Annotated in this window: 19 protein-coding genes; 12 read left to right on the top strand and 7 right to left on the bottom strand. The window is 72.2% G+C overall.

The annotated features are described in order from the left end of the window. Nucleotides 1-40: 40 nt before the first annotated feature. Nucleotides 41-1,369 (top strand): MFS transporter, encoded by a 1,329-nt coding sequence (locus ACIPSJ_RS24075; RefSeq protein WP_401348716.1) that lies wholly within the window; start codon nt 41-43, stop codon nt 1,367-1,369. Here ACIPSJ_RS24075 and ACIPSJ_RS24070 read toward each other — a convergent pair. Beyond that, nucleotides 1,311-2,054 (bottom strand): AraC family transcriptional regulator, encoded by a 744-nt coding sequence (locus ACIPSJ_RS24070; protein WP_401348714.1) that lies wholly within the window; start codon nt 2,052-2,054, stop codon nt 1,311-1,313. The genes ACIPSJ_RS24075 and ACIPSJ_RS24070 overlap by 59 nt on opposite strands. A 54-nt stretch (nt 2,055-2,108) precedes the next feature. On the opposite strand from ACIPSJ_RS24070, the gene ACIPSJ_RS24065 reads away from it, so the two are divergent. Together ACIPSJ_RS24065 and ACIPSJ_RS24060 are read left to right on the top strand one after the other, a co-directional pair. Next, on the top strand, nt 2,109-3,296 hold the full coding sequence (locus ACIPSJ_RS24065; RefSeq protein ID WP_401348712.1) for an MFS transporter: 1,188 nt from the start codon (nt 2,109-2,111) through the stop codon (nt 3,294-3,296). A 9-nt stretch (nt 3,297-3,305) separates the two neighbouring features. Further along, nucleotides 3,306-3,740 carry a VOC family protein gene (locus ACIPSJ_RS24060; RefSeq protein WP_359226645.1) on the top strand — a complete coding sequence of 145 codons (435 nt, stop codon included), beginning with the start codon at nt 3,306-3,308 and terminating at the stop codon, nt 3,738-3,740. Between the two features lie 128 nt (nt 3,741-3,868). Here the strand turns inward: ACIPSJ_RS24060 and ACIPSJ_RS24055 are convergent, their stop codons facing one another. Then, on the bottom strand, nt 3,869-4,573 hold the full coding sequence (locus ACIPSJ_RS24055) for a Clp protease N-terminal domain-containing protein (protein ID WP_401348710.1): 705 nt from the start codon (nt 4,571-4,573) through the stop codon (nt 3,869-3,871). Between the two features lie 273 nt (nt 4,574-4,846). On the opposite strand from ACIPSJ_RS24055, the gene ACIPSJ_RS24050 reads away from it, so the two are divergent. From ACIPSJ_RS24050 to ACIPSJ_RS24040, 3 genes are all read left to right on the top strand, one after another. Beyond that, nucleotides 4,847-5,419 carry a DUF1062 domain-containing protein gene (locus tag ACIPSJ_RS24050; protein WP_401348708.1) on the top strand — a complete coding sequence of 191 codons (573 nt, stop codon included), beginning with the start codon at nt 4,847-4,849 and terminating at the stop codon, nt 5,417-5,419. A 139-nt stretch (nt 5,420-5,558) separates the two neighbouring features. Beyond that, nucleotides 5,559-5,687: a hypothetical protein gene (locus tag ACIPSJ_RS24045; protein WP_359226650.1), complete on the top strand. Its 129-nt coding sequence runs from the start codon at nt 5,559-5,561 to the stop codon at nt 5,685-5,687. A gap of 93 nt (nt 5,688-5,780) precedes the next feature. Next, nucleotides 5,781-7,586: an ABC transporter ATP-binding protein gene (locus tag ACIPSJ_RS24040; protein WP_401348706.1), complete on the top strand. Its 1,806-nt coding sequence runs from the start codon at nt 5,781-5,783 to the stop codon at nt 7,584-7,586. A gap of 147 nt (nt 7,587-7,733) precedes the next feature. Here ACIPSJ_RS24040 and ACIPSJ_RS24035 read toward each other — a convergent pair whose 3' ends face one another. From ACIPSJ_RS24035 to ACIPSJ_RS24025, 3 genes are all read right to left on the bottom strand, one after another. Next, a complete protein-coding gene (locus tag ACIPSJ_RS24035) occupies nt 7,734-9,008 on the bottom strand; it encodes an MFS transporter (RefSeq protein WP_401348704.1) in 1,275 nt (424 codons plus the stop codon). A gap of 203 nt (nt 9,009-9,211) precedes the next feature. Next, the gene (locus tag ACIPSJ_RS24030) at nt 9,212-9,649 is read right to left on the bottom strand and encodes a transcriptional repressor (protein ID WP_359226664.1); all 438 of its coding nucleotides are present in this window, start codon (nt 9,647-9,649) and stop codon (nt 9,212-9,214) included. 101 nt (nt 9,650-9,750) lie between these two features. Further along, on the bottom strand, nt 9,751-9,957 hold the full coding sequence (locus tag ACIPSJ_RS24025; RefSeq protein WP_359226654.1) for a DUF2180 family protein: 207 nt from the start codon (nt 9,955-9,957) through the stop codon (nt 9,751-9,753). A 211-nt stretch (nt 9,958-10,168) separates the two neighbouring features. On the opposite strand from ACIPSJ_RS24025, the gene ACIPSJ_RS24020 reads away from it, so the two are divergent. The 4 genes from ACIPSJ_RS24020 (at nt 10,169) to ACIPSJ_RS24005 (ending at nt 14,387) form a co-directional block, all read left to right on the top strand. Beyond that, nucleotides 10,169-10,888 (top strand): GntR family transcriptional regulator, encoded by a 720-nt coding sequence (locus tag ACIPSJ_RS24020; protein ID WP_401348701.1) that lies wholly within the window; start codon nt 10,169-10,171, stop codon nt 10,886-10,888. After that, on the top strand, nt 10,885-11,877 hold the full coding sequence (locus ACIPSJ_RS24015; protein ID WP_401348700.1) for an ADP-ribosylglycohydrolase family protein: 993 nt from the start codon (nt 10,885-10,887) through the stop codon (nt 11,875-11,877). The genes ACIPSJ_RS24020 and ACIPSJ_RS24015 overlap by 4 nt, the downstream gene beginning before the upstream one ends. Before the next feature lie 66 nt (nt 11,878-11,943). Continuing rightward, on the top strand, nt 11,944-13,422 hold the full coding sequence (locus tag ACIPSJ_RS24010) for a cytosine permease (RefSeq protein ID WP_359226660.1): 1,479 nt from the start codon (nt 11,944-11,946) through the stop codon (nt 13,420-13,422). After that, nucleotides 13,419-14,387, top strand: a complete 969-nt coding sequence (locus ACIPSJ_RS24005) for a PfkB family carbohydrate kinase (RefSeq protein ID WP_359226662.1) — start codon at nt 13,419-13,421, stop codon at nt 14,385-14,387. The genes ACIPSJ_RS24010 and ACIPSJ_RS24005 overlap by 4 nt, the downstream gene beginning before the upstream one ends. Before the next feature lie 36 nt (nt 14,388-14,423). Here the strand turns inward: ACIPSJ_RS24005 and ACIPSJ_RS24000 are convergent, their stop codons facing one another. Beyond that, nucleotides 14,424-18,239, bottom strand: a complete 3,816-nt coding sequence (locus tag ACIPSJ_RS24000) for a hypothetical protein (RefSeq protein ID WP_401348697.1) — start codon at nt 18,237-18,239, stop codon at nt 14,424-14,426. Nucleotides 18,240-18,464: 225 nt separating this feature from the next. Here ACIPSJ_RS24000 and ACIPSJ_RS23995 point away from each other — a divergent pair, with 225 nt between their 5' ends. Together ACIPSJ_RS23995 and ACIPSJ_RS23990 are read left to right on the top strand one after the other, a co-directional pair. Further along, nucleotides 18,465-19,040 carry a hypothetical protein gene (locus tag ACIPSJ_RS23995; protein ID WP_401348695.1) on the top strand — a complete coding sequence of 192 codons (576 nt, stop codon included), beginning with the start codon at nt 18,465-18,467 and terminating at the stop codon, nt 19,038-19,040. Nucleotides 19,041-19,299: 259 nt separating this feature from the next. Further along, complete coding sequence (locus ACIPSJ_RS23990) at nt 19,300-20,661, top strand: RICIN domain-containing protein (protein WP_401348693.1); 1,362 nt, start codon at nt 19,300-19,302, stop codon at nt 20,659-20,661. Between the two features lie 122 nt (nt 20,662-20,783). Here the strand turns inward: ACIPSJ_RS23990 and ACIPSJ_RS23985 are convergent, their stop codons facing one another. Further along, complete coding sequence (locus ACIPSJ_RS23985) at nt 20,784-22,691, bottom strand: FHA domain-containing protein (RefSeq protein WP_401348691.1); 1,908 nt, start codon at nt 22,689-22,691, stop codon at nt 20,784-20,786. Nucleotides 22,692-22,982: the final 291 nt, after the last annotated feature.

Genomic DNA, 22,982 nt, shown 5'->3' with positions numbered 1-22,982 from the left:
TCGCACAGACTCTTGCACGACACCTCTGGAGCCCCCGCCCATGACCGCCGATCCCACCCGGCGCCGTACCGCCGTCTTCGTCCTGTTCTTCGCCCCCGGGCTGACGCTCTCCTCCTGGGTCACCCGCACCCCCGACGTGCGCGATCTGCTCGGCGTGTCCACCGCGCAGATGGGTCTGATCCTGTTCGGGCTCTCGGTCGGTTCGATGGCCGGGATCCTGTGCTCGGGAGCGGTCGTGGCCCGCTGGGGCGCCCGTTTGGTCATCCTGGTCGGCACCTCGACCGTGGCGGCCGGTACGGCGGTCGTCGGAGTCGGCGCCGCCGCCGGCTCGGGTACCGCCGTGGCGCTGGGCCTGGGACTGTTCGGTCTCGGCATGGGCGGTGACGAGGTGGCCCTGAACATCGAGGGCGCGGAGGTGGAACGGCTGCTGGGGCGCTCCACGCTGCCCGCCATGCACGGCTTCTTCAGCCTGGGCACGGTCGTCGGCGCGGTCGGCGGTATGTGCCTGACGGCGATCGACTTCCCCGTCCTGGTCCATCTCGTGGCCGTCACCGCCGTCGTCCTGGTCGCCCTCGCCCTGGTCATCCGGCGCGTACCGGCCGAGGTCGGCCGGCAGGCCGCCACCGGCGCCCGTGAACCGGGCGCGGCCCGTACGGCGGTCTGGAAGGACCCCACGCTCCTGCTCATCGGCTGTGTCATCCTCGCCCTCGCCCTGGCCGAGGGCAGCGCGAACGACTGGCTGCCGCTGGTCATGGTGGACGGGCACGGCTTCGACGCCGCGCTGGGCTCGGCCGTCTACGCCGTCTTCGCCGCCGCGATGACCGTCGGGCGGTTCGTGGGCGGGCGGTTCGTCGACCGGTTCGGGCGGGCGGCGGCGCTGTGCGGGAGCGCGCTGGTGGGGGCCGCCGGACTGGCCCTGGTGATCTTCGTGGACAACCAGGCCGTGGCGGCGGCCGCCGCCGTCCTGTGGGGACTCGGGGCCTCGCTCGGGTTCCCCGTCGCGCTCTCCGCGGCGGGCGACTCCGGCGAGGACGCGGCCGCGCGGGTCTCGCTCGCCGCGACCGTCGGCTATGTCGCCTTCCTGGTGGGCCCGCCGTCCCTCGGTTACCTCGGCGAGCACTTCGGGCTGCGGCACGCGCTGATCCCGGTGCTCGTGCTGGTGGTGGCCGCGGCCTTCGCCACACCTGCCGCGCGTTCGCCGCGGACGGTGCCGGGGGCGCGGGAAGTACGGGCGGTGCGGGACCCGGAGGCGGACCGCGGGTACCCGTCGGAATCCGCAGCCGCATCGGCGCCGACGTCGGCGCCGTCCGTCAGCTCGTCGGATGCGAGCCCGGAGTGTGACCGAAGGCCCGACGGAAGGCGTCGATGAAGGCGCTGGCCGACGACCAGCCGCAGGCGTGGGCCACCGTCGTCACCGGGGTGCGGTCGGCGAGCAGGACCAGCGCGTGGTGCAGCCGCAGTTGGGTGCGCCACTGCGGGAAGGTCATGCCGAGGTCGCCGCGGAACAGCCGGGACAAGGTGCGGTCGCTGGCGCCGACGACGCGGCCGAGTTCCTTGAGCGTACGGTCGTCGGCCGGGTCCGCCCGCAGGATCGCGCACAGCTCGCGCAGCAGGGGTGCGGTCGGGGTGGGCAGGTGGAGCGGCTGCTGCGGTGCGGCCCGCAGCTGGTCGAGGAGGACCGCGCGGAGCCGGGCCCGTTCGGGGCTGTCGTCGTCCTCGCCGCGGGTGTAGGCGATGATCAGTTCGCGCAGCAGCGGGCCGACGGCCAGGACCGTCGGGGCGTCGAGGCCGAGGGGGTTCTCGGTGGCGGGCAGCCCGAGGAAGTGCAGTTCGAGTTCGCCGTAGGCCCGGTGCGCGTGGACGGTGCCGGCCGGTACCCAGATGGCCCGGGTGCCCGGGGCGACCCAGGAGCCCGCGCCGGTCGTCACAGCCAGCACTCCGCGGCCCGCGTAGACGATCTGGTGGTCGTCGTGCCGGTGGGCGTCGATCTCGTGGCCGGGGGCCAGCCGTCGGGTGCGGGTCGGGGCGACCGGATCGTGGCGGATTTCCGTCATCACTTGGCAGATTACCGGAAGTGGGACAGCCGGCCGGGCCCGGAGCATGGCCGGGTGCGCAGGAATACCTCGATCACTCTGCTGTCCGTCGGCCATGGCTGTGTCGACATCTACCAAGGTGCCGTGGCGGCACTGCTGCCGTTCTTCGTCTCCGAGCGCGGCTATTCGTACGCGGTGGCCTCCGGTGTCGTCCTGGCCGCGTCCGTCCTCTCCTCGGTGGCCCAGCCGTTGTTCGGCATGCTCACCGACCGCCGGCCGCTGCCCTGGCTGTTGCCGGCCAGCACCCTGCTGAGCGGTGCCGGTGTCGCGCTGAGCGGGGTGGGCGGCTCCTACCCGCTCACCCTCGCCGGCATGGCGCTGTCCGGGATCGGGGTGGCCGCCTATCACCCCGAGTCCGCGCGGGTCGCGCGCCTCGCCGGCGGGGGCGGTCACAGCGCGATGGCGGTGTTCGCCACCGGCGGCAACATCGGCTTCGCGCTGGCCCCGCTGACGGTGGGCGCCGTCGTGGCGGGCGGCGGGCTGCGCTGGACGCCCCTGCTGCTGATACCGGCGCTGGCCGGTACCGCGCTGTGCCTGCCGGCGCTGCGCGCCCTGCGGGACGGGAAGGCCCTCGGCGCCGCCGCGCGGATGCCGGCCGGGAGCGACGACGTGCCCTCCTTCGTACGGCTGTCCCTGGCCGTGGTGTTCCGGTCGGTCGTGTTCGTCGGCCTGAGCACCTTCGTCTCGTTGTACGCCCGGCAGCGCACGGGCGGCGGTACGGGTGCGGGTACGGCGGCGCTGACCGTCCTCTACCTCGGGGGCGCGGTCGGTTCCGTACTGGGCGGGTCCCTGGCGGGCCGCTGGGGACGGGTGGCCGTCTGCCGCTGGTCGTACGCGCTCGCCGTCGTGGCCGTCGCGGGTGTGGTGTGGGTGCCGGGCCCGGCCCTCTACCTGTTCGTGGCGCTGACGTCCGCCGGGCTGTACGTGCCGTTCTCGCTCCAGGTGACGCTCGGTCAGGACTATCTGCCCTCGCGGATCGGCACGGCCAGCGGGGTCACCCTCGGCCTGACCGTGAGCATCGGCGGCCTGGCCGGACCCGCTCTCGGCAGCCTCGCCGACGCCACGTCGCTGCAGACGGCCCTGGCGCCGCTGGTCCTGATGCCGGTCCTGAGCGGCCTGCTGTTCGGCACCCTGCGCGAACCCGGTGTGCCCCGCCATCAGCCGGATCCGCACCGGGAAGTGACCGACCGAGCCCCCTGCTAGGGTGCGCCGATGTCATCGATCAAGAAGTTCCAAGTCACCTTCGACTGCGCGCAACCCGAGCGCGTCGCCCGCTTCTGGTGCGAGGTGCTGGGGTACGAACCACCGCCGCCACCGGAGGGGTTCGCCACTTGGGACGATTTCAACGGCTCCCGGTCTCCGGAGGACCGGGACAGGTGGTTCTCCTGCAGTGACCCCTCGGGTGTGGGCCCCCGGCTGTACTTCCAGCGCGTTCCCGAGGGCAAGGTCGTCAAGAACCGGGTGCACCTCGACGTACGGGTGGGCACCGGGCTCGTGGGGGAAGAGCGCCTGGCGACGCTGAAGGCCGAATGCGCACGGCTGGTCGCGCTCGGCGCGGTGTGCGTGCAGGTGCTGCTCGCCGACGACGAGAACGAGTCGTGCATCGTGATGCAGGACGTCGAGGGCAACGAGTTCTGCCTCGACTGAGCACGCCGCGATGGCTGCGAGACGGTGAACCGCCTCCCATCCCCCGGCGCCACATGGTTGTTGGCGGCGGATGGGAGGGCGGTGACGGTCCCGTCCGATCCGGCCCTCCGCGGGGACCGGTCGTCTCGTTACTGCTCGTCGCGCTCGGTCCGCCGTCGGGCGATCTCGGCCTTGACGGACTCGTGCAACTCGTCCGACGTGAAGCCGAGGTTGCGCAGGATCTGCGCGGCCGGGCTCTCCTCGACGCGGATCAGACCCAGCAGTGTGTGTTCCGTGCCGACCCAGTCGTGGCCGAGGTCCGCCGACGCGCGGCGCGCCTGCCCGATCGCGTCCTTGCTCTCCTCCCGGAACGGGATGTGGCCGCGCAGCGCCTTCTCCCCGGCCGCCGGCATCACTTCCGCGATCGCGTCCCGGACGCGCTGCTCCGACTCGGTCCTCGCCACCAGCACCTCGTACGCCAGGCCCCGAGGTTCGCCGAGCAGGCCGAGCAGCAGGTGTTCGGTGCCGATGGAGTCGTGCTTGTACGTGCGCGCGGCCTCCTGCGCCAGCACGATGCCGTGCCGGTTCAGATTGGTGAACCCCTCGAACGCGGAGGGCGCGTGGCGTTGCTGGGCGGCCTGCTTGGACACGCCGATGGCGTCGCCGATCTCGGTCCAGGACGCGCCGGTCTGCTTGGCCTTGCTGACGTAGTGGTCGATGAGCTGGTCACCGAGGTCGGACAGCGTCTGCGCACGAAGTCGCGCCTCGCTGATGCGGGCCAGCTCGTTGGCTTCAGGGAGTTCCTCGTCGAGACGGGCGATCAGGTCGGCGAGGCTGATGTCGAGTGGACTCATGCGTCAATCTTAAGTTGACGATGTCTCAGCGTCAACTTGTAATTGACGATCGGAGCCGGGGGACGCCGCGCTCGAAAATCAGTGGATCGGCGCCGCCGTGCGCCCGTACCGTGCTGCCGATCCCCGTCGTCTGGCCAAGGACGTGCCGTTGTACACCGTGTGAGACCCCCCGAGCGCTGATCTGTCGCGCGTCGCACCTGTGCGCCGCGCTGCTTCTTGCTGCGGACTTCTCACTGAAACCGGTGTACTTCTGTGCTCAACATCTGGGTGGTCATGCCCACCTGCCTGCCGCTCGTTCTCCGCCGTTGCCACACGTGCGCGTCCGGGACCTTCCGGGCGAGCGGCAAGTTCCGCGTCAACGCACACCACAAACTCATCGATGTCTGGCTGCTCGTGCTCTGCACCGGCTGCGGGGAAACGGCGAAACTCACGGTCCTGGAGCGCGTCAACGTGCGCTCCGTACGGCCGGAACTGCTGGACCGGCTGCACGACAACGACCTCGGCCTGACAGCCGAGTTGCTCCAGGACCCGGTGGTGCAGCGCCGCAACCGCATCGCCCTCGACTGGGACGGCGTCTGGCGCCTCGACACCGGTGGCTCCGACCACCTGGACCGCGAGGCCTTCGACGTCTCGGTCCGCTTCGCGGCCCCGATCCCCGTCCGGCCGGTGCGGCTGATCGCCGAAGGGTGCGGCCTGTCCCGAGCCGAGGTCGAGCGGCTGCTCGCGGACGGGCAACTCGTTTCGGCGGTCCGGCTCAGCGGCAGGCTCTCCGGCGACTTCACCTTCACACTCAAGCGCCGGGAGGGCCGACCGGGCACGGTCCCTCCGCGAACAGGGCTGATTTGACGGGGATTTCAGGTGAGAGATTCGGTAAGCAAATCCCATCCAACCCTCAACTGCCGTCTTGAATCGGCGTTCTCCCGGCCCCGTATTCACGCTCGAACCGCACACGCGGGACGTACGGGAGAGAAAGGGAGGAGTGGCTGTGTCGTTCGCGAAGATCACGCTGGCAAAGAAGGCCAAGAAGAAGGAAGTCGGGTGTGCCGCCAAGGAGGCGCATCACCCGCACCACCACAAGAAGCACCACCGTAAGCACAAGAAGCACGCCAAGTAACGCGACCGCCGGACGGCGCCGGGGTCCGACCGCCCTCCGTCACAGGGTGGACGGCCCCGGCGCGCCCACGGAGTCAGGGAGTACCGGCCGGTCATGTCCACCGCCGCACCGCTCGACAGATCCGCCCACGCCGGCCCCACGAGTCCCGCCGGTCCTGCCGGACCCGCCGCCGCGTCGGCGCGGATGCGGCACGCCCGGCTCTCACCGTGGGCCGCGTTCCGTACGTTCTGGCCGTTGGTCAGCGGCAATCGCACCGCCGTACTGGTGTCGGCGCTGCTCCTGGTGGTGTCGGCGGGCTGTGACGCGGGCGCGATCGACCTCGCGGGCCGGCTCACCGACGACGTGCTCACGCCCGGAGACCTCGCGGCTTTCTGGGATCCCGCCGCCCTGTGGCTGGGTCTCGCCGTGTGCGGCGCGGTCGCCGCCGCGGCCGGTGGCTGTCTGGCCGGCTGGACGAGTGAGCACTTCCTGCTCGGTCTGCGGGACCGTCTCTTCGCCCATCTCCAGCGGCTGCCACCGGACGGCCTCGACCGCTTCGGCACCGGCGATCTCGTCTCCCGCCTCACCGGGGACGTCGAGGTCGTGGAGACCCTGGTGGCCTCCGCGCCCGTCGAACTGCTCACCTCGGCCGTCGGCGCGCTCGTCTTCGCCGCCGCCGCGCTGTACACCAGCTGGCGGCTGGCGCTGATCACGTTCGCCGCCGCCCCGCTGATCTGGCTCGGCGCCCGGGTCTTCGGCACGCTGATGCGCAGCGCGACCCGCGCGGAACGCGACAGCAACGGACGGCTGGCCTCCCTGCTGGAGGAGAGCCTCGCCAACATGCCGCTGGTGCAGGCCTACGGCCGTCAGCAGGCCGAGCGCGCCAAGGTGCACCGCGAGGGACGGCACTGGATGCGCGCCGGGCTCCGGCAGATCCGGCTGTCGTCGGTGTACGGCCCGCTCGGTGAACTCCTGGAGACGGTCAGCGTACTGACCGTCATCGGAGCCGGTGCCTGGCAGATCTCCGCGCACCACCTCAGCGTCGGCGGACTGCTCGCCTTCGCCGCCTACCTCGGCTATCTCCACCCGCGGCTACAGGAACTCGGCGAACTGGTCGTCGGCGCCTCCTCGGCGACCGCCGCCTGCGAACGGCTCGTCGAGGTCCTGCGCACCGCCCCGGGTCCGGACGTGTCCGGTCCGGGTGTCCCGATGCCGACCGGGCCCGTGCGGGGTGCCGTCACCTTCGAGGACGTCGGTTTCGCCTATCCCGGCGAGCGGTGGCCCGTGCTGGACCGGGTGCACCTCGATGTTCCGCCGGGTCTGCTGGTCGCGGTCACCGGGCCGAGCGGTGCGGGCAAGTCCACGCTGGCCGGTCTGCTGCTGCGCTTCCAGGAGCCCTCACGGGGCCGCGTCCTGCTCGACGGGCAGGACATCGCCCGCCTTCCCGTGGACGAGGTGCGCCGGCACATCACCCTGCTCCCGCAGGAGAGCATGCTCTTCGACGGCACGGTCCGCGACAACATCGCCTTCGGCCGGCCCGACGCCGACGACGCGGAGGTGCGCGCCGCCGCCGTCGCGGCCGACGCCCACGACTTCGTGGCCGCGCTTCCCGACGGCTACGACACTCCGGTCGGCAGACGGGGCAGCGCGCTCTCCGGCGGCCAGCGCCGCAGGATCGCGCTGGCCCGCGCCCTGCTGCGGACCGCTCCCGTGCTCGTCCTCGACGAGCCCACCGCCGGCCTCGACGACGCCGCCGCGGCCCGCGTGATGGGGCCCCTGGGCCGGCTGGCTGCGGGCCGTACGACGTTTCTGATCACCCATGACCTACGGCTGACCGCCCGGGCCGACCTCGTCCTGCACCTGTCCGACGGCACCGTGACCAGCACGGCACCGCCCGCGCACGAAGGCGCGGGCGGGTAGGGGTCATGGACCGCTGCGGGCAGGCAGTCGGACTCGGCGAGGGCGCGGACGGCTGCCGGCGGGTACGGACGGGCGAGGGCAGGTACGGACGGGCGAGGGCAAGTGCGAACGGGAAAGGACGGGTACGGACGGGCGAGGACGGGTGCGTCAGACGGTCGGCCGACGGTCTTCGACGGCGCGGTCCCGCACGCCCTCGCCCTCGCCCCCGGCCTCACCTTCGGACGCGGAGGCGTGGCCTCCCTCGCCGGCGCCCTGCGCGGTGACCACCTTCGAGGGACGGTCACCGCGGTCCAGGAAGCCGCCGGTGACGGCGAGTCCCAGGCCGGCCATGGCGAGCACCGCGCCGACGAGGTTGGGCGCGGCCCAGCCCCAGCCCGCCGAGATGACCAGGCCGCCGAGCCAGGCACCGGCCGCGTTGGCCATGTTGAAGGCGGAGTGGTTGGAGGCCGCCGCCATGGTCGGGGCGTCCTTCGCGTTGATCATCAGCAGCATCTGGACGGGCGTGGTGATGAGCGCGCCCATCGCGCCGATGAAGGTGACCGTCACCAGGGCCGGCACCGTGCTGTGGACGGTGAAGTAGAAGGTCACCAGGGCGGCCGCGAGCAGGGTGATGCCGGCGTACAGCGTCGGGCGCAGGGCGCGGTCGGTGAGGGGGCCCGCGACCAGGGTGCCGACGGTCATGCCGACGCCGTACAGGGCGAGGACCAGGGTGGTCGACGCGTCGGAGATGCCGGTCAGGTGCGTCAGCATGGGGACGAGGTAGCTGTACACGGCGAAGAAGCCGCCGAAGCCGACGACGGCGGTGGCCAGGCCGATGAAGACCTGCCGGTTGCCCATCGCGCGCAGTTCCCGGCGGATGCCCGCCTGCGGGCCGCGCGGCTGGTGGGGCACGAGGAGGGCGAGGGCGGCGAGCGCCACCAGGCCGATGACGGCGACCGCGCAGTAGGCGTAGCGCCAGCCCAGGTGCTGGCCGAGGGCCGTGCCGGCGGGGACGCCGATGATGTTCGCGATGGTGAGGCCGAGGAACACCCGGGACACGGCGCGGGCCGCGCGGTCGGGGGCGACCAGCTTGGAGGCGACGACGGCGCCGACGCCGAACAGCGCGCCGTGCGGCAGTCCGGCGAGGAAGCGGGCGGCGAAGAGCAGGCCGAAGTTCGGGGCGAGCGCGGACGCCGTGTTGCCCACCACGAACAGCCCGGTCAGCAGGAGCAGCAGCCGCTTGTGGGGAACCCGCGCGCCGATGCCGGTGAGGACGGGGGCACCGACGACGACGCCGAGCGCGTACGCCGACACGAGGTTGCCCGCGTGCGGCACCGACACCCCGAGTCCGTCCGCGATCTGGGGCAGCAGGCCCATGGTGGCGAACTCGGTGGTGCCGATGCCGAACGTGACGACGGCAAGGGCCAGCAGAGCCAAAGGCATGGTGGCGGAGGGGCCTTTCGGGGACGGTGGATCCGGGGACGGGGAGCGGGGCGGAACCGGGACGGTGTCTCCGGGACCGGCCGCGCCGAGCGTCCTTGCCCAGCACACCCCAAGAACGTTGCAGCGAGATCGACCGGGCGCGCATTCCGGGATCGGCCCCGGCAACGGGGTGAGCTGCGTCACCACGCCGGACGTCCGGGTCCTCATCCCCGCGCGAGGGCCTCCTGGCATCCCGCGCACAGGCCCCACCAGGTGATCTCGGCCTCGTCGACGGCGAAGCCCAGGTCCTTCTCGGGGTTGAGGCAGGGGGCCGCACCCACGCTGCAGTCGACGTCCTCGATCAGGCCGCAGCGGCGGCAGACCAGGTGATGGTGGTTGTCCCCGACCCGCAGCTCGTACCGGGCGGGCGAACCGGCCGGCTCGATGCAGCGGATCAGCTGTGCCTTGGTGAGGTCTTCGAGGACGTTGTAGAGGCCCTGGCGGGAGAGTCCGCCGGCCGCGGCCGGGTCCGTGCCGATGCGGGTCTCGAGGTCCGCCGCCGTGGAGTGCGGATGGCCCCGCAGCGCCGTCAGCACCGCCCGGCGCTGGGCGGTGCTGCGCAGCCCCTTGCGCCTGAGCAGGTCGCCCACCGGCTGCTCCATGGTCATGTCGCTCTCCTAGGACCCGTCTGCCGGGCGGCACTTCCGCGCGGCCACGGCGTCTCCCGCGCCACGATAACAACCCAGAGTTGACTGAGTCAGTTCTAGGCGACCTCGGCCGTACGGCACGCGCCGCACACCAGACGTCGCGCCTGGACGGCACTGGTCATGGGGATGACCCCGACCGGCCGCTGAACGGTCGTCCGCGTGATCCGCGAGTGGTCGGCGCAGGTGAAGAGTCCGCAGCGGGTGCAGGCGCCGATCCCGGTGCGGTCGGTGCGGCCCTCCTGGGCGCAGTCGTAACAGTGCATGGCGTTTCCCGAAGTGAACTGGCCCACTCGCCTTGCGCGGTGGGGTGTCGGATGTCTGCGCGACGGGCGCTCACGCCCTCGCCGCCCTTCGAACATAGCCCGCTAGTTTTGACAGAGTCAACTCTAGGGATCCATGGAACCGCCCCCGGAACCATCCATCGAATTCCCGGCACCTCTGGACCGCGAGCACTTGTTCACTTACTGTCTAGACATGCCTGGACAGGTTCACAAACACCAACGCATCGCCCACGTTCTGGCCGACGAGATCCGCGCCGGGGTCCACGCCGACGGCAGCCGGCTCCCCGGGGAGCACGCGCTCAGGGAGCGGTTCGGCGTCAGCCGGACCACCCTTCGGCAGGCCCTTCAGGTTCTCGGCGAGGAGGGCCTCATCGCCACCCACGCGGGGATCGGCTCGTTCGTCACCTTCGACGGGACGCCACTCGACAACCGGCTGGGCTGGACCCGGGCGCTGGCCGAACAGGGCACCGAGCTGACGACCGAGATCCTCCGCTTCGAGGAGGTCCCCGATCCGGAGCTGGCCGCCCGGCTGGGGCTCGCGTCGGGCACGTTCATCGCCCTGGACCGGGTCCGGCGGCTCGCCGGGGGTCCGGGCGTGTCCCTGGAACGCAGCAGGGTGCCGGCCGTCGGCGGCCTGGCCGGGCTGCCCGGGCGCGGGCTGGACGGCGGTTCGCTCAGCCGGGAGCTGATCGCGGCGGGCCGGGTCACCGACTCCGGTGAGGGCGTGGTGTCGGTGCGCGGCCTCACGGAGGCCGAGGCGGCGGTGCTGCACCGCTCCCCCGGTGAGTCCTTCCTCCGCCTGGACCAGGTCTACCGGGCCGCCGACGGCTCGGTCGTCGAGCAGGTGAGCAGTCTGCTCGACCCCGCCCACTTCGAACTGCACGTCCGCTCGGGCAGGGGAGGCCGGCCGTGACCGACCGGCTCGACCGCGCCCTGGGCGCCTTCTACGGACTCGCCCTCGGTGACGCCCTCGGTATGCCCACGCAGGTGATGTCCCGTCAGGACGTCGTGCGCGTGTACGGCGCCATCACCGGGTTCGCGTCCGCCCGGCCCGACAACCCGGTCAGCGCGGGCATGCCCGCGGGGTCCGTCACCGACGACACCGAGCAGGCCGTCCTGGTCGGCCGGCTCCTCGTCGAGGGCGGCGGCCGGATCGATCCGCTCCGGCTGGCCCACGAACTCCTCGGCTGGGAACGGGAGATGAAGGCCAAGGGCTCCTTCGACCTGCTCGGTCCCTCCACCAAGGCCGCACTCGACGCGGTGGCCCGTGGCGTCCCCCCTCGGGAGGCGGGCCGCAACGGCACGACGAACGGCGCGGCGATGCGGGTCACCCCCGTGGGGATCGCCTTCGCCGCCGACCCGCTCGACCCGTTCGTCGACCGGGTCGCGGAGTCCTGCCAGGTCACGCATGACACGACGATCGGCATCGCCGGTGCGGCCGCGGTGGCCGCCGCCGTGAGCACGGGAGTCGGCGGCGGCTCGCTCGGCGAGGCCGTCACCGCCGCCGTGACCGCCGCCCGCGCGGGTGCGCGGCGCGGGCACTGGGTCGCCGGGGCCGACATCGCCGCCCGGATCGAGTGGGCGTGGGAGCTGGTGCGGGGCCTCCCGGAGAGCACGGCCCTGGACCGGGTCGTCGCGCTCGTCGGCACCAGTGTGGCCAGCCAGGAGTCGGTGCCCGCCGCGTTCGCGGTGCTCGCCCTGGCGGACGGCGACCCGTGGCGCACCGCGCTGCTCGCCGCCAACCTCGGCGGCGACAGCGACACCATCGGCGCGATCGCCGGCGCCGTCGCCGGTTCGGTGGCCGGGCTCTCCGCGCTGCCCGCCGAGGCCGTACGCACCCTCCGTGCCGTCAACTCCCTCGACCTGGAGCCGCTGACGGCCCGTCTGCTCGCCCTCCGCTGATTCCCCCCTCTGATTCACCCCCCGTCACAACGCCCGTCCCTCCGCACCCTGCAAGGAGGTTCCGTCATGGCCGTCTCGAAGACGAACGATCGCGTCGGTGCCATCGAGACCCGGGGGATCGAACCGGTCCCCGACAGCGAACGGCACGGCCACGCCGGACAGATGTTCTGGACCTGGTTCGCCGCCAACATCAGCATCCTCGGGCTGCCGCTCGGTGCCACCCTGGTGGCGTTCCGGGGCCTGGACATCTGGCAGTCGGTACTCGTCGCCGTCCTCGGCTCCTTCGGTTCCTTCGCCCTGGTGGGCGCCCTGAGCCTGGCGGGCAGGAAGGGCGGCGCCCCGGCCCTCACCCTCTCCCGCGCGGTCTTCGGCCAGCGGGGCAACGCGGGGCCGACCCTGATCACCTGGCTGAGCCGGGTCGGCTGGGAGACCATCTCCACCACCACCGCGGCGTACGCGCTGCTGGCGCTGCTGGACACGGCGTTCGGCATCCGCCGCAACACCGTGCTCACCCTGGTCTGCCTGCTGGTGTTCATCGCCTGCACCCTGCTGATCAGCGGCCTCGGCCACGCCACCATCATGTGGATCAACAAGTGGGCCACGGTCGTCTTCGGTGTGCTCAACCTGGTCGTCATGGGCTTCCTGATCTCGACCGTCGACTGGGACAAGGTGCTCGACACTCCGGCGGGACCGGCCGGAGCGGTGGTCGCCGGGGTGGGCTTCATCGCCTCCGGTACGGGCATCGGCTGGGCCAACGCCGGTGCGGACTACGCCCGTTACCTGCCGCGTACGGTTCCGGGCCGCCGGCTGGTGGTGGCCTCGGCGTTCGGCGCGGGCATCCCGCTCGTGCTGCTGATCTCGCTGGGCTCGCTGCTCTCGGCGGGCGACCGGACGCTGGCCACGGCCTCCGACCCGGTCGCGGCGGTCAACGCGATGCTGCCGTCCTGGATGGCGATCCCGTATCTCGTCGCCGCCTTCGGCGGACTGCTGATGTCGAACCACCTGTCCACGTACTCGGCGGGGCTCACCATGATCACGCTCGGCCTGCGGGTGCCGCGCGCGTACGCGGTCGCGCTCGACGTGGTGCTGATGTTCGCGGGCGGCATCTACTTCATGCTGGTCGCCGACGACTTCTACGGGCCCTTCTCGACGTTCCTGACCCTGCTGGCCGTGCCCATCTCGGCCTGGATCGGGGTGGTCGCGGTGGACTCGCTGCGCGGCCGTGTCTACGACCCGGACGCCCTGATGGACACCACCCGCACCAGCGCCTACTGGTACACCGGCGGCCTGCGGCTGCCCGCGGTCCTGGGCTGGGCCCTGGCCATCGTGGCCGGTCTGCTCTTCACCAAGGCGTCGACCGGGGAGGACGACGTCTGGTTCGCGGGTCCGCTCTCCGACACCTGGTTCGGTGTCAACGGCCTGGGCTGGGCCGTCGCGATGACCGTGGGCGCCGCGGTGTACGCCCTGTTCGGCGGGCGTGTCGCCGCGGCCCGGGGCGACGACGGCGAGCGCGTCGCCACCCGTCTGCAGGGAGCGGAACGATGAGCGGTCGTGTGGTCCTCGCCGGGAACGTGATCGCCGATCTGGTGATCGAGGTCCCCGCGCTGCCCGAACGCGGCGGCGACGTCGTCGGCTCGCACACCGGGACGACGGCGGGCGGCGGCTTCAACATGCTGGCGGCGGCCCGCCGGCTGGGCACGGAGGCCGTCTACGCGGGGCTGCACGGCACCGGGCCGTACGGCGATCTCGTCCGCGCGGCGCTGGCCGCCGAGGGCATCGCCACGCCGCTGCCCGCCCGGGCGGACATCGACACCGGGTTCACGGTGGCGCTGGTCGACGCGGGTGGCGAACGCACCTTCGTGACCAGCTTCGGCGCCGAGGCCACACTGACCCCGGCCGACACGGCCGCCGTCGGGGCACACCTGCGCCCCGGTGACCTCGTCCAGTTGTCCGGGTACGGGCTGGCCCTGCCGGGCAACGGCCCGCTGCTGTCCGCGCTGGCGGCCGCGCTGCCCGCCGGCACCACCCTGTGTCTCGATCCGGGGCCTCTGGTCGCCGACATCCCCGAGAGCGTCCTCTCCCCCGTCCTGGCCCGTACCGACTGGCTCAGTGCCAACGCCCGCGAGGCCCGCCTGATGACCGGGCACGAGGACCCGCGCACCGCTGCGGCGGCGCTCGGGCGACGGCTGGCACCCGGGGCGGGCGTGCTCGTACGGGCCGACAAGGACGGCTGCTGGCTGGCCGCCGCCGGTCAACCTCCCGTCCACGTACCGGGGTTCCCGGTCACCGCGATCGACAGCAACGGCGCCGGCGACGCGCACGTCGGTGCGTTCCTCGCCCTCCTCGCCGAGGGTCTCGACCCGGTGACGGCCGCGCGCGGCGCCAACGCGGCGGCAGCCTGCGCGGTGACCCGACGTGGTCCCGCCACGGCACCCGACCGGGCCGAACTGGCCGCCTTCCTGGCCGGCGACCCCCTCGCGGAGCGGCTCTCCCTCCCCCGGGGCCGCTGAGCCGCCAAGTGGCCCGGTTCTCCGGCCCTCGGCCGGCTACCGCCCGCCCTGCCGGGAGTCCCGGCAGGGCGGGCGGTAGCGCACTCCGGGGAGGTACCGCTTCCATTCGGTGCGGGTGAGGGGCGGGTGGGCGGTGGCGCAGACGCGTGCGGTGGCGCGGCCGATGTCGGTTTCCCACAGCCGCAGGGTGTGGTCGTTGCCGCCGGCGGCGACGGTGTGGCCGTCGGGACTGAACGCCACGGCGGGAACGGCGAGTTCGTTCCCGGTGAGGTTGGCCAGTTCCCTGGGCTGCCGGGGTTTGCTCACGTCCCACACGCGGGCCTTCGTGCCACTGTCACCGGTGACGAGGCGGCGGCCGTCGGGGGCGAACGCCACCGCGTACACGAAGCCGGTGTAGCCGGTCAGCAGGGCCAGTTGCCGGGGGCGGCGGGGATCGGTCATGTCCAGCAGTCGTACGGTGTTGCCGGCGGTGTCCACGGTGGCCAGGACGCGGCCGTCGGGGCTGAAGGAGCCGGGCCGCACGAAGTCGGAGGCGAAGGCGAAATCGAGTGCGCTCGGTCGCCGTGGGTCGCTGATGTCCCACAGCACCGACTTCTCGTTGCCGCCCGTGGCCAGGATGCGGCCGTCCGGACTGAACACGGCCGCCGCGCCGTCTCCTTGGTACCCGCCGAAGCGGGCCAGTGGTCCGGGCTTGTCGCGCTCGGTCACGTCCCACAGCCGCACCGTCCGGAACCCGGCGACGGCGAGGGTGCGGCCGTCCGGGCTGAAGGAACAGGAGGCCACCTCGCCCGCGTGCGGCTCGACCACGGCCAGCCGCCGTGGGCGACGGGGGTCCGTCACGTCCCAGAGCCAGACCGTGCCGTCGTTGCTCGCGGTCGCCAGTGTGTGTCCGTCCGGGCTGAACGCCACCGCGCGGATGAAGTCCCGCTGGCCGGTGAGTGTGGCCAGGAGGAGCCGGGGGTGGCCGGCGGCGATGTCCCAGAGCCGTGCGGTGGTGTCCCAGCTTCCGGAGGCGAGGACCTCGCCGTCCGGGCTGAACGCGACCGCGTCGATGACGTCGTGGTGGCGGAACAAGGGCAGTTCGCGCAGGTCGTGCAGGGCGGAGCCGGTTGCCAGGACGTTCCCGTCCGGACTGAACTCGGCGGCGTAGACCCCGTCCGGCAGGGTGGTGAGCAGGCTCGGATGCCTGGAGTCGGACATGTCCCAGAGGAGGGTGCCGCCGCCGGTGGAGGCCAGGGTGCGGCCGTCCGGGCTGAAGGCCACGGCCCAGACCAGGGCGGTGTGGCCGGTCAGGGTGGCCGGTCCGCGCGGTGCGGTCGGGCCGCTGAGGTCCCAGACGCGGACCGTGTGGTCCCAGCTCGCGGTGGCGAGCGTGTGCCCGTCCGGGCTGAACGCCGCCGACCAGACCGCGCGGGTGTGTCCTCTCAGCACGCCCCGGGGCTTCGGGGCGTGCGGGTCGCCGACGTCCCACAGCCGTACGGTGGTGTCGCCGGTGGTGGCCAGCATGCGTCCGTCGGAGCGGAACGCGACCGACGTCAGACCGCCGGTGTGACCGCGCAGCGTGGCCAGCCGCCCGGGCCGGCGGGGATCGCTCACGTCCCACAGCTCCGCCGTCCGGTCCTGGTCGGCCGTGGCCATGGTCCGGCCGTCCGGGCTGAGGGCCACCCAGGTGACCTCGCCGGTCCGGTGGGTGATCGTGGTGAGCGGGGCGGGGTGCCGGATGTCGGTCAGGTCCCACAGCCTCGCCTCGTCGCCGTCGGCCGTGGCGAGGACGTGGCCCGTGCGGTCGAAGGTCACGGCGTGGAACGCGCCCGGTCCGCGGAGGACGGTCAGCGGGCGGGGACGGTGTGCGTCCCGTACGTCCCACAGCCGGACGGTCCGGTCCCAGCCGGCGGTGGCGAGGGTCCGCCCGTCCGGGGAGAAGGCCAGCGAGACCAGGTCACTGGTGTGGCCGATCAGCGGTGCCGCGTACGGCGTGGCCGAGGCGCTGAGCAGGCCGTCACGGGTCGCCCGGGTCGGTGCCACCTGGTATGCGGCAAGGCCCAGTTGGGCCGCGAGCGCGGGATTGGTCGCGCGGATGTCGGCTGTCGCCGCCGTCGCCTGCCGGGCGACGGCCGTGTCGCGTTCCTCGGTGGCGGCCTGCCGGGCCTGGACCGCCAGCACGGCGGAGGTGACGGCGGCCATCAACGCGGCCGTGAGCAGCGCGAGGAGCTGCCACAGCCTGCGGGCACGGCGACGGGCGGCGGCCTGCACGGCGGCCTCGGCGGCACGGCTCGCGGCCAGGAAACGGCGTTCGCGCTCGGTGAGCAGGCCCTCGTGGGCGTCGGCCCATTCGGCCGCCAGGGCCAGCCGGGGACCGCGCAGGAGGCTGTGCTCGTCGCGGTGGCCGCTCTCCCAGGTGTCGGTGGCGTCGGTGAGGCGGCGGTGGATCCGCAGACCGTTGCGATCCTCGGTGAGCCAGTCCCGTAAACGCGGCCAGTTGCCGATGAGGGCTTCGTGGGTGATGTCGATCCAGTCCCGGTCGAGCGTGAGGAGGCGGCGCCCGGCCAGCGCCTCGACCACGGCGTCGGTGCCCGGACGTGCGTCGAGTTCGCGCCGGTGGACACGGCGTTTGGTGTCCTCGGTGCCCTCGCCCAGGGCGGTCAGGCGCAGGAAGATCCCGCGTGCCAGGTCCTGCTGGGCCGGGGTCAGTGCCGTGTACGCCGCCTCGGCGCTGTGCGCGACCGCGTGCCGGATGCCGCCGGCCGCTCGGTACCCGGCCAGGGTGAGCCGGTGGCCGCTGCGCCGTCGCCAGGTCTCCGCCATGGCATGCGAGATCAGCGGCAGCGCACCGGGCTGACCCGTCGCGTCGGCGACCACGGCCGCCAGCAGGGGGCCTTCCACGCTGCACCCCGCGCCGATCGCCGGCCGCGTCACGGCTTCGCGCAGTTCCTCGCCGCTCATGGGCCCGACCATGACCTGCGCGTCGCGCAACGCGTCGGCCAGGGCCGGGTGCTGGGCGCAGTGGCCGTAGAAGTCGGCACGGACGCCGAGGACGACCCGGACCCGGCTGGTCGCGGCGCCGACCGCGGTGAGCAGGGCCGCGATGAACGCGTCGCGTTCGGCGCGGCCGGTGCACAGGGTGAAGACCTCCTCGAACTGGTCGACCACGATCAGCAGGTCGGCCTCCTCGGGCCGGTCCACCAGGGCTTGCCGGACGCGCAGATGGAGATTGCCGGGATCGTCGAGGAACTCGGCCTTGAGTGTGCCCGGGGAATCCCCGGTGAGTTCCGCCAGCCGGACGGCGCACTCCTCCAGCGGGCTGGTCCCCGGCGAGAGCAGAAGGACGGGCAGGGGTGTGCCGTTCAGCCCGGTCCTTTTCGCCACGGCGACCAGACCCGCCCTCAACAACGATGATTTCCCGCACCCCGACGGGCCGAAAACGGCCGTGAGGCGCTGTCGGCCCACCTTCGCGACCAATTCGCCGACGAGTCTTGACCGGCCGAAGAAACGGTAGGCGTCATCCGGCTGAAAGGCAGCCAATCCTACATACGGCGCGGTGGAATCGGCTTCGTGAAAGGCTTCGGCCATGGCGCCGTTCGCGGGGGCGACATCGGCCGCCGTGGCGTGCCACCGCTCTTCCCATTCCGCGCGATCCCCGTGGCACGCTTCGACATAGGCCAAGGTCACCGCAAGGCTTGGCAGAGAGCGACCGCCCGCGGCGTCCGAGAGTGTCGTTGCCGAGTAATGGGCCCGCTTGGCGAGTTCCCGGTAAGGGGGCGTGCCCGCTGCCTTTCTCAGCCGCCGCAACTCGGTCGCGAATCGAACAAGCGGGCTGTCCGTCTGGTCGAGCGGACTTTCGGAGCGCGGCATGGCGGCAATCCCCCTGAGATGACGACTGCACGAATTCTCCGGAAGGCGCCGCCCGTTGTCCATCCCCGATTCCGCCACCGGACCGGATTCGAATTTCCGGCGCCGCAATCCCCGTTGTCCGGTGTTTGTTTGTCCGGCGTCCCGGCGCCGGAGCCGGACAACGGCGACCCGGTACACAACAGGCATGCGACGCCGACATCCGGACGGCAGCAACAGGGAGAGAACATGGCCAAGAAAGCGCGCAGCCTGCTTCGACTGATCGCGGTCGCCGCGGCATCGGCGGTGACCGCCATCGGCATCGCGGTACCGACGCAGGCGGCTCCGGCTTCCGTCTTCACGTTCACCAACAGCTTCGAGGGGAACCCCTGGAACGACTGGCAGGGCCTGCAGAGCGGCGACGGCGTGGCGGGCGCCGACGTCAACGGGAACCCGGTCGTCGCCCGTAGCGGCGTCAACAACGGATGGCTCTACACCGGCAACGGCTGGGCCGCCGAGAGGATCGCGGTGCCGATCGGCTCCTGGACGAATCGGTCCAACTGCTCCGCGAGCATCTACGCCGACCCCGTCAGCTACGGCGCCGGAGTCGGTCTGGAGGTCTGGGACCCCAACGGGGCGGGCGGATGGGTGCGTCTGACCAGCACCGTACCGGGCCTCAGCGCCGGAAGCTACCAGCAGATCACCACCGCACCGCTGAACCTCAACGGAATCAGCACCGTGTACATCCAGGCGATCTACGGCAACGACAGCGGGGTACCGCAGTTCGTCCGCATCGACGACGTGAGCCTCACCTGCGTCTCCTGACCACAGGCCGACGGGGGCCCCGGCCGGGCCCGGGCAGCCGGCCGGGGGCATGAGACAGGGCCTCCTGGCACCTCGGGGCGGCGAAGCCGACCGAGCGCCGGGAGGCCCTGTCGCCACACCCGCCCCCAACTCGCCCACTCCCAACTCGCCCGCTCCCACGAGGAATTCAACCGAGACCCCTGGCGCAGCACACATCCCAACAGGTATGTCATGCCACTGACAGCTATTGGCATCTCGTGCCAGAGTGAAGGGAAAACCCGTGCGCCTGCGCCCCCTGCGCGTTCTGTGCTGTTCCGCCGTCCTCGCCCTGTCGGCACCCGCCCTGCTCCCGGGCACCGCCTCGGCCGCGGTCCCCACCGCCTCGGTCTACCTCCAGAACTACGCCACCGGCCTCAACGCGGCCGACAGCGGTGGCACCGTGGCCGCCCACAATCCCAAGGGCAACGAGGACCACCAGCAGTGGACGCCCGTCGCGGTGAGCGGCGGCTACCAGCTGCAGAACGCCGACGAGTCCGGCACCTGCCTGGGACGCAGCGGCACCGCCGCGGTCACCGCCGCCTGCGGTGCGGACGGCACCACCTGGACCGTCACCGCCGGTGCCGACGGCACCTACACCGTCACGGTCCCCGGCACCTCTCAGTACCTCACCGCCGCTTCCGCCGACTCCGCCGCCGTACAGCTCGGTGCCGCGGGCGACCTCGCCCGCTGGTACCTGACCCCGGTCTCGTACGCCACCACGGCGATGCCCTCCGCCGACACCCGCACCCTCGACCAGGTCACCTTCCTCACCGCGCACAACGCCTTCGCCAACGGCTCCGACGGCAACTTCGCCTCGTTCCCGGTGAACCTGTTCCCCAACCAGAACTACGGCATCAGCCGGCAGCTGTCCGACGGCGTCCGCGGCTTCATGCTGGACGACTACACCGTGGGCGGCCAGGCCGTCCTCTGCCACAACAGCTGCGACGGCGTCAGCAGCCCGGTCCCGCTCGCCACCGATCTCCAGCGCATGGTCGACTTCCTGAAGGCCAACCCGGGCCAGTTCGCCACCGTCTTCCTGGAGGACTACGCCTCCTCCGACGTGCTGAAGTCCTCCCTCGCCGCCGTCAACGGCCTCTCCGACGTGCTGTACCGGCCGGACCAGGAGGGCGTGGCCACCAAGGGCTGGCCCACGATGGCCGATCTCGCCGCCCGGGGCAAGCAGCTCCTGATCTTCAGCGACCGGACCCGGGCGAGCGACACCTCGAACGGCTGGGCCACCCGGGACACCTTCGGCGTGATGTACCAGCGCGAGTGGACCGTGGAGAACTACTGGTCCATGGGCGCCGGTCTCGGTGACTCCGACTGGTCCTGCTACAGCCGCTGGGGCACCGGCAGGCCGCTCACCACGGACTCCGCCGCCTTCCACCCGCTGTTCGTGATGAACCACTTCCGGGACTACCCGATCAGCTCCACCGCCTCGACCGACAACGGCAAACTCCTCAACCGCGCGCAGAACTTCTGCACACCGGCCGCCCGCAAGAAGCCCAACTACCTCGCCGTGGACCGCTACGACACGGGCTCGCCGACCCCGCTCACGACCGTGGGCACCCTCAACACGTACATCCTCACGCCGGGACAGTGAGGGCCCGGCCCACCCCGACCCGCGGATGAGGGGGAAACGGCGGGTTCGGCCTCGCGGCCGGGCCCGCCGTCACTCCGGCGAAGCACTCGGCGGCGGAGCCGGCCTCTCGCTCCGCCCGCCGGCTACGGCCTGGCCGCCGGTTCCAGTGCCTCCACCGCGGCGGCGGCCGCCGAGGAGTCCTGGCCGTAGAAGATGTCGATGTCGACCTCCTCGCCGCCCATGGTCAGGGTGTCCCAGGCGCCGCTGAGGACGAGCATGCGCAGGGTGGCTGGCTGCAGGGTGCCGAGGCGTTCCAGGATCTCCTCGTCGTCCGGCATGCCCGCCAGCCTGGGGGCGAGCCGGGCGCGGATGGCCTGCATGCGCTCCAGCAGCGTCTGGGTGTCCGCCGAGCGGTCGGGTTCCTCGGGGATGCCGTCGATGCCGTGCCCGATGATGTCCTTGATCGCCCAGGTGACGCCCCGGTCGTCCGTGGTGACCATCGCCTTCCAGGCCCGGCTCTTGTGCCGGTACTGCAGCATCGACATCGCCGCCTCGTGCCGCAGGAAGTCCGCGTCCCGGAACGGCCGCCCGTTCCAGGCCCCGTTGAGGGAGCGGGCCAGCGAGATGGCGGAGGCCAGACCGCTGTTGAGGCCGCGGCCGGGCCAGAAGTGGATGGCGTTGGCGGCGTCGCCGAGCAGGAAGCCGTACATGCCGGGGGTCTTGGCGGTGGGCGGCAGCAACTCCGCCGAGAAACGCGGGCGTTGCACCATGTCCAGGCGGAAGCTGGTGACCGCGGACAGGTCGTCGGCCTCGACGCCGAACAGCAGCAGTCCCTCGCGTACCCGCCGCCACAGCGGTGAGCCCTTGACCAGAGCGGGCAGGAACAGGGTGCCGTGGGTGGAGCACTGGAAGTCGCCGTACTCGTCGCGGTCCATCAGACACGGCCGGGAGGCGATGCACTCCTCGAAGACCCGGCGGACCGGGTCGAGGCCGATGACCTCGGCCGCCTCCGCGTCGGTCAGCCGCATGTTGAGGAAGCCCTCGCCGCGCAGCGAGTTGAGCAGGAAGCGGTTCTGGGCGACCGTCATCAGGACCGCCATGGGGTCCGTCAGGCCCGACTTCACGCGCAGGCCGAGGACGACGTCCTGCAGATGGCGGCCGTCCAGGGAGTAGATCGACTCGTCGGCCTTGCCGAACCGGGCGGCGAAGTGCTCCCGGGTGCGGGACCGGCCGCCGTCGCAGATCGCGAGCACATGCCGGCCGGCCAGGGCCTCCTGCTGTTCCGCCGCGTCGAAGCGGCCGGGTATCAGCCGGATCCGGTCCCGCTTCTCGTTGGCCAGCTCCAGCAGCCGGTCCTCGATGTAGGCGATGCGCATGTTGCGCGGGTGGTGGTCGCCGACCGAGTCCGGGCCGGAGGGCCACATCTCCGTGTAGTGCTCCGGGTCGAAGAGCCGCGTGCGGACCTCCTCCGGCCAGGCGAGGTACTGGCGGCTCTGTACGGTCACCACCTGCTGGCGCCGTACGTTGCCCTCCTCCTGGGTCTTCCAGACGACGGTACGGCCCTGCTTGCGCCACCTGCCGTCGTACACGGTGATCTGGACCTGGGAGCCGAGGAAGTGCTCCAGCAGCAGGGCGAGGGAGAGGCCGACCGGGCCGCCGCCGGCCACCGTGACCCGCAGGACGGGTCCCTGCCCGGTGTCCACCGAGCCGTGGGTGACGGACCGGGGCAGGGAGAGCGCCATGAGCGTCTCCATGGCGTCGGCGACCTCGAAGCGGAACTCCTGGTCGCCCAGGGTGATCTCGTCGCCGGGCTGCAGCAGCCGGGACTCCACCTCCTCCCCGTTGACCAGCGTGCCGTTGCTGCTCTCCAGGTCACGCAGGACGTAACCCTTGTCCTCGTCGAAGACGATCTCCGCGTGGAAGCGGGAGACGCTCAGGCTGGAGATGACGACGGTGTTCTCCGCGTTGCGCCCGAAGGTGACGCGGGTGTCCAGGACCGGGATGCGCTCCCCCGCCAGCAGACCTTCGAGCCCGACCAGCACCGGTGCCACGGCTCTTCCTTCCAGGAGTGGTTGACCTCGACGTCACCGCGGCACCACCGGAAACTGCACGTCCACGGCGGCGTGCTGCCTTCTTTGCCTGTCGCCCCCGTCGGCGAGCATATACTTGCTCAGCCAAGTAGTTCCAGTGGGCGTTTCACCTCGATCTCGCACGGTCCGGCGGGAGTTCGCCGTTTTCGGCCAGTCGACCGTTTCGGAGTACGGGGGGGGGGGGGGGGGGGGGGGGGGGGGGGGGCCCCCCCCCCCCCCCCCCCCCCCGGCGCCACCCCCCCCCCCCGCGGC

The sequence above is a fragment of the Streptomyces sp. NPDC090088 genome (genome assembly GCF_044747345.1).
Classification (GTDB): Bacteria; Actinomycetota; Actinomycetes; order Streptomycetales; family Streptomycetaceae; genus Streptomyces.
Note: the sequence above shows the minus strand (reverse complement) of the source record. Positions and strands in the feature narration are given on the sequence as shown.

Excerpts from the sequence above, each read along its gene's own strand:
- ACIPSJ_RS24075 (WP_401348716.1), top strand. The coding sequence starts at position 41 with ATGACCGCCGATCCCACCCGGCGCCGTACCGCCGTCTTCGTCCTGTTC.
- ACIPSJ_RS24070 (WP_401348714.1), bottom strand. The coding sequence starts at position 2,054 with ATGACGGAAATCCGCCACGATCCGGTCGCCCCGACCCGCACCCGACGG.
- ACIPSJ_RS24060 (WP_359226645.1), top strand. The coding sequence starts at position 3,306 with ATGTCATCGATCAAGAAGTTCCAAGTCACCTTCGACTGCGCGCAACCC.
- ACIPSJ_RS24055 (WP_401348710.1), bottom strand. The coding sequence starts at position 4,573 with ATGAGTCCACTCGACATCAGCCTCGCCGACCTGATCGCCCGTCTCGAC.
- ACIPSJ_RS24050 (WP_401348708.1), top strand. The coding sequence starts at position 4,847 with ATGCCCACCTGCCTGCCGCTCGTTCTCCGCCGTTGCCACACGTGCGCG.
- ACIPSJ_RS24040 (WP_401348706.1), top strand. The coding sequence starts at position 5,781 with ATGTCCACCGCCGCACCGCTCGACAGATCCGCCCACGCCGGCCCCACG.
- ACIPSJ_RS24035 (WP_401348704.1), bottom strand. The coding sequence starts at position 9,008 with ATGCCTTTGGCTCTGCTGGCCCTTGCCGTCGTCACGTTCGGCATCGGC.
- ACIPSJ_RS24030 (WP_359226664.1), bottom strand. The coding sequence starts at position 9,649 with ATGGAGCAGCCGGTGGGCGACCTGCTCAGGCGCAAGGGGCTGCGCAGC.
- ACIPSJ_RS24025 (WP_359226654.1), bottom strand. The coding sequence starts at position 9,957 with ATGCACTGTTACGACTGCGCCCAGGAGGGCCGCACCGACCGCACCGGG.
- ACIPSJ_RS24020 (WP_401348701.1), top strand. The coding sequence starts at position 10,169 with ATGCCTGGACAGGTTCACAAACACCAACGCATCGCCCACGTTCTGGCC.
- ACIPSJ_RS24010 (WP_359226660.1), top strand. The coding sequence starts at position 11,944 with ATGGCCGTCTCGAAGACGAACGATCGCGTCGGTGCCATCGAGACCCGG.
- ACIPSJ_RS24005 (WP_359226662.1), top strand. The coding sequence starts at position 13,419 with ATGAGCGGTCGTGTGGTCCTCGCCGGGAACGTGATCGCCGATCTGGTG.
- ACIPSJ_RS24000 (WP_401348697.1), bottom strand. The coding sequence starts at position 18,239 with ATGCCGCGCTCCGAAAGTCCGCTCGACCAGACGGACAGCCCGCTTGTT.
- ACIPSJ_RS23995 (WP_401348695.1), top strand. The coding sequence starts at position 18,465 with ATGGCCAAGAAAGCGCGCAGCCTGCTTCGACTGATCGCGGTCGCCGCG.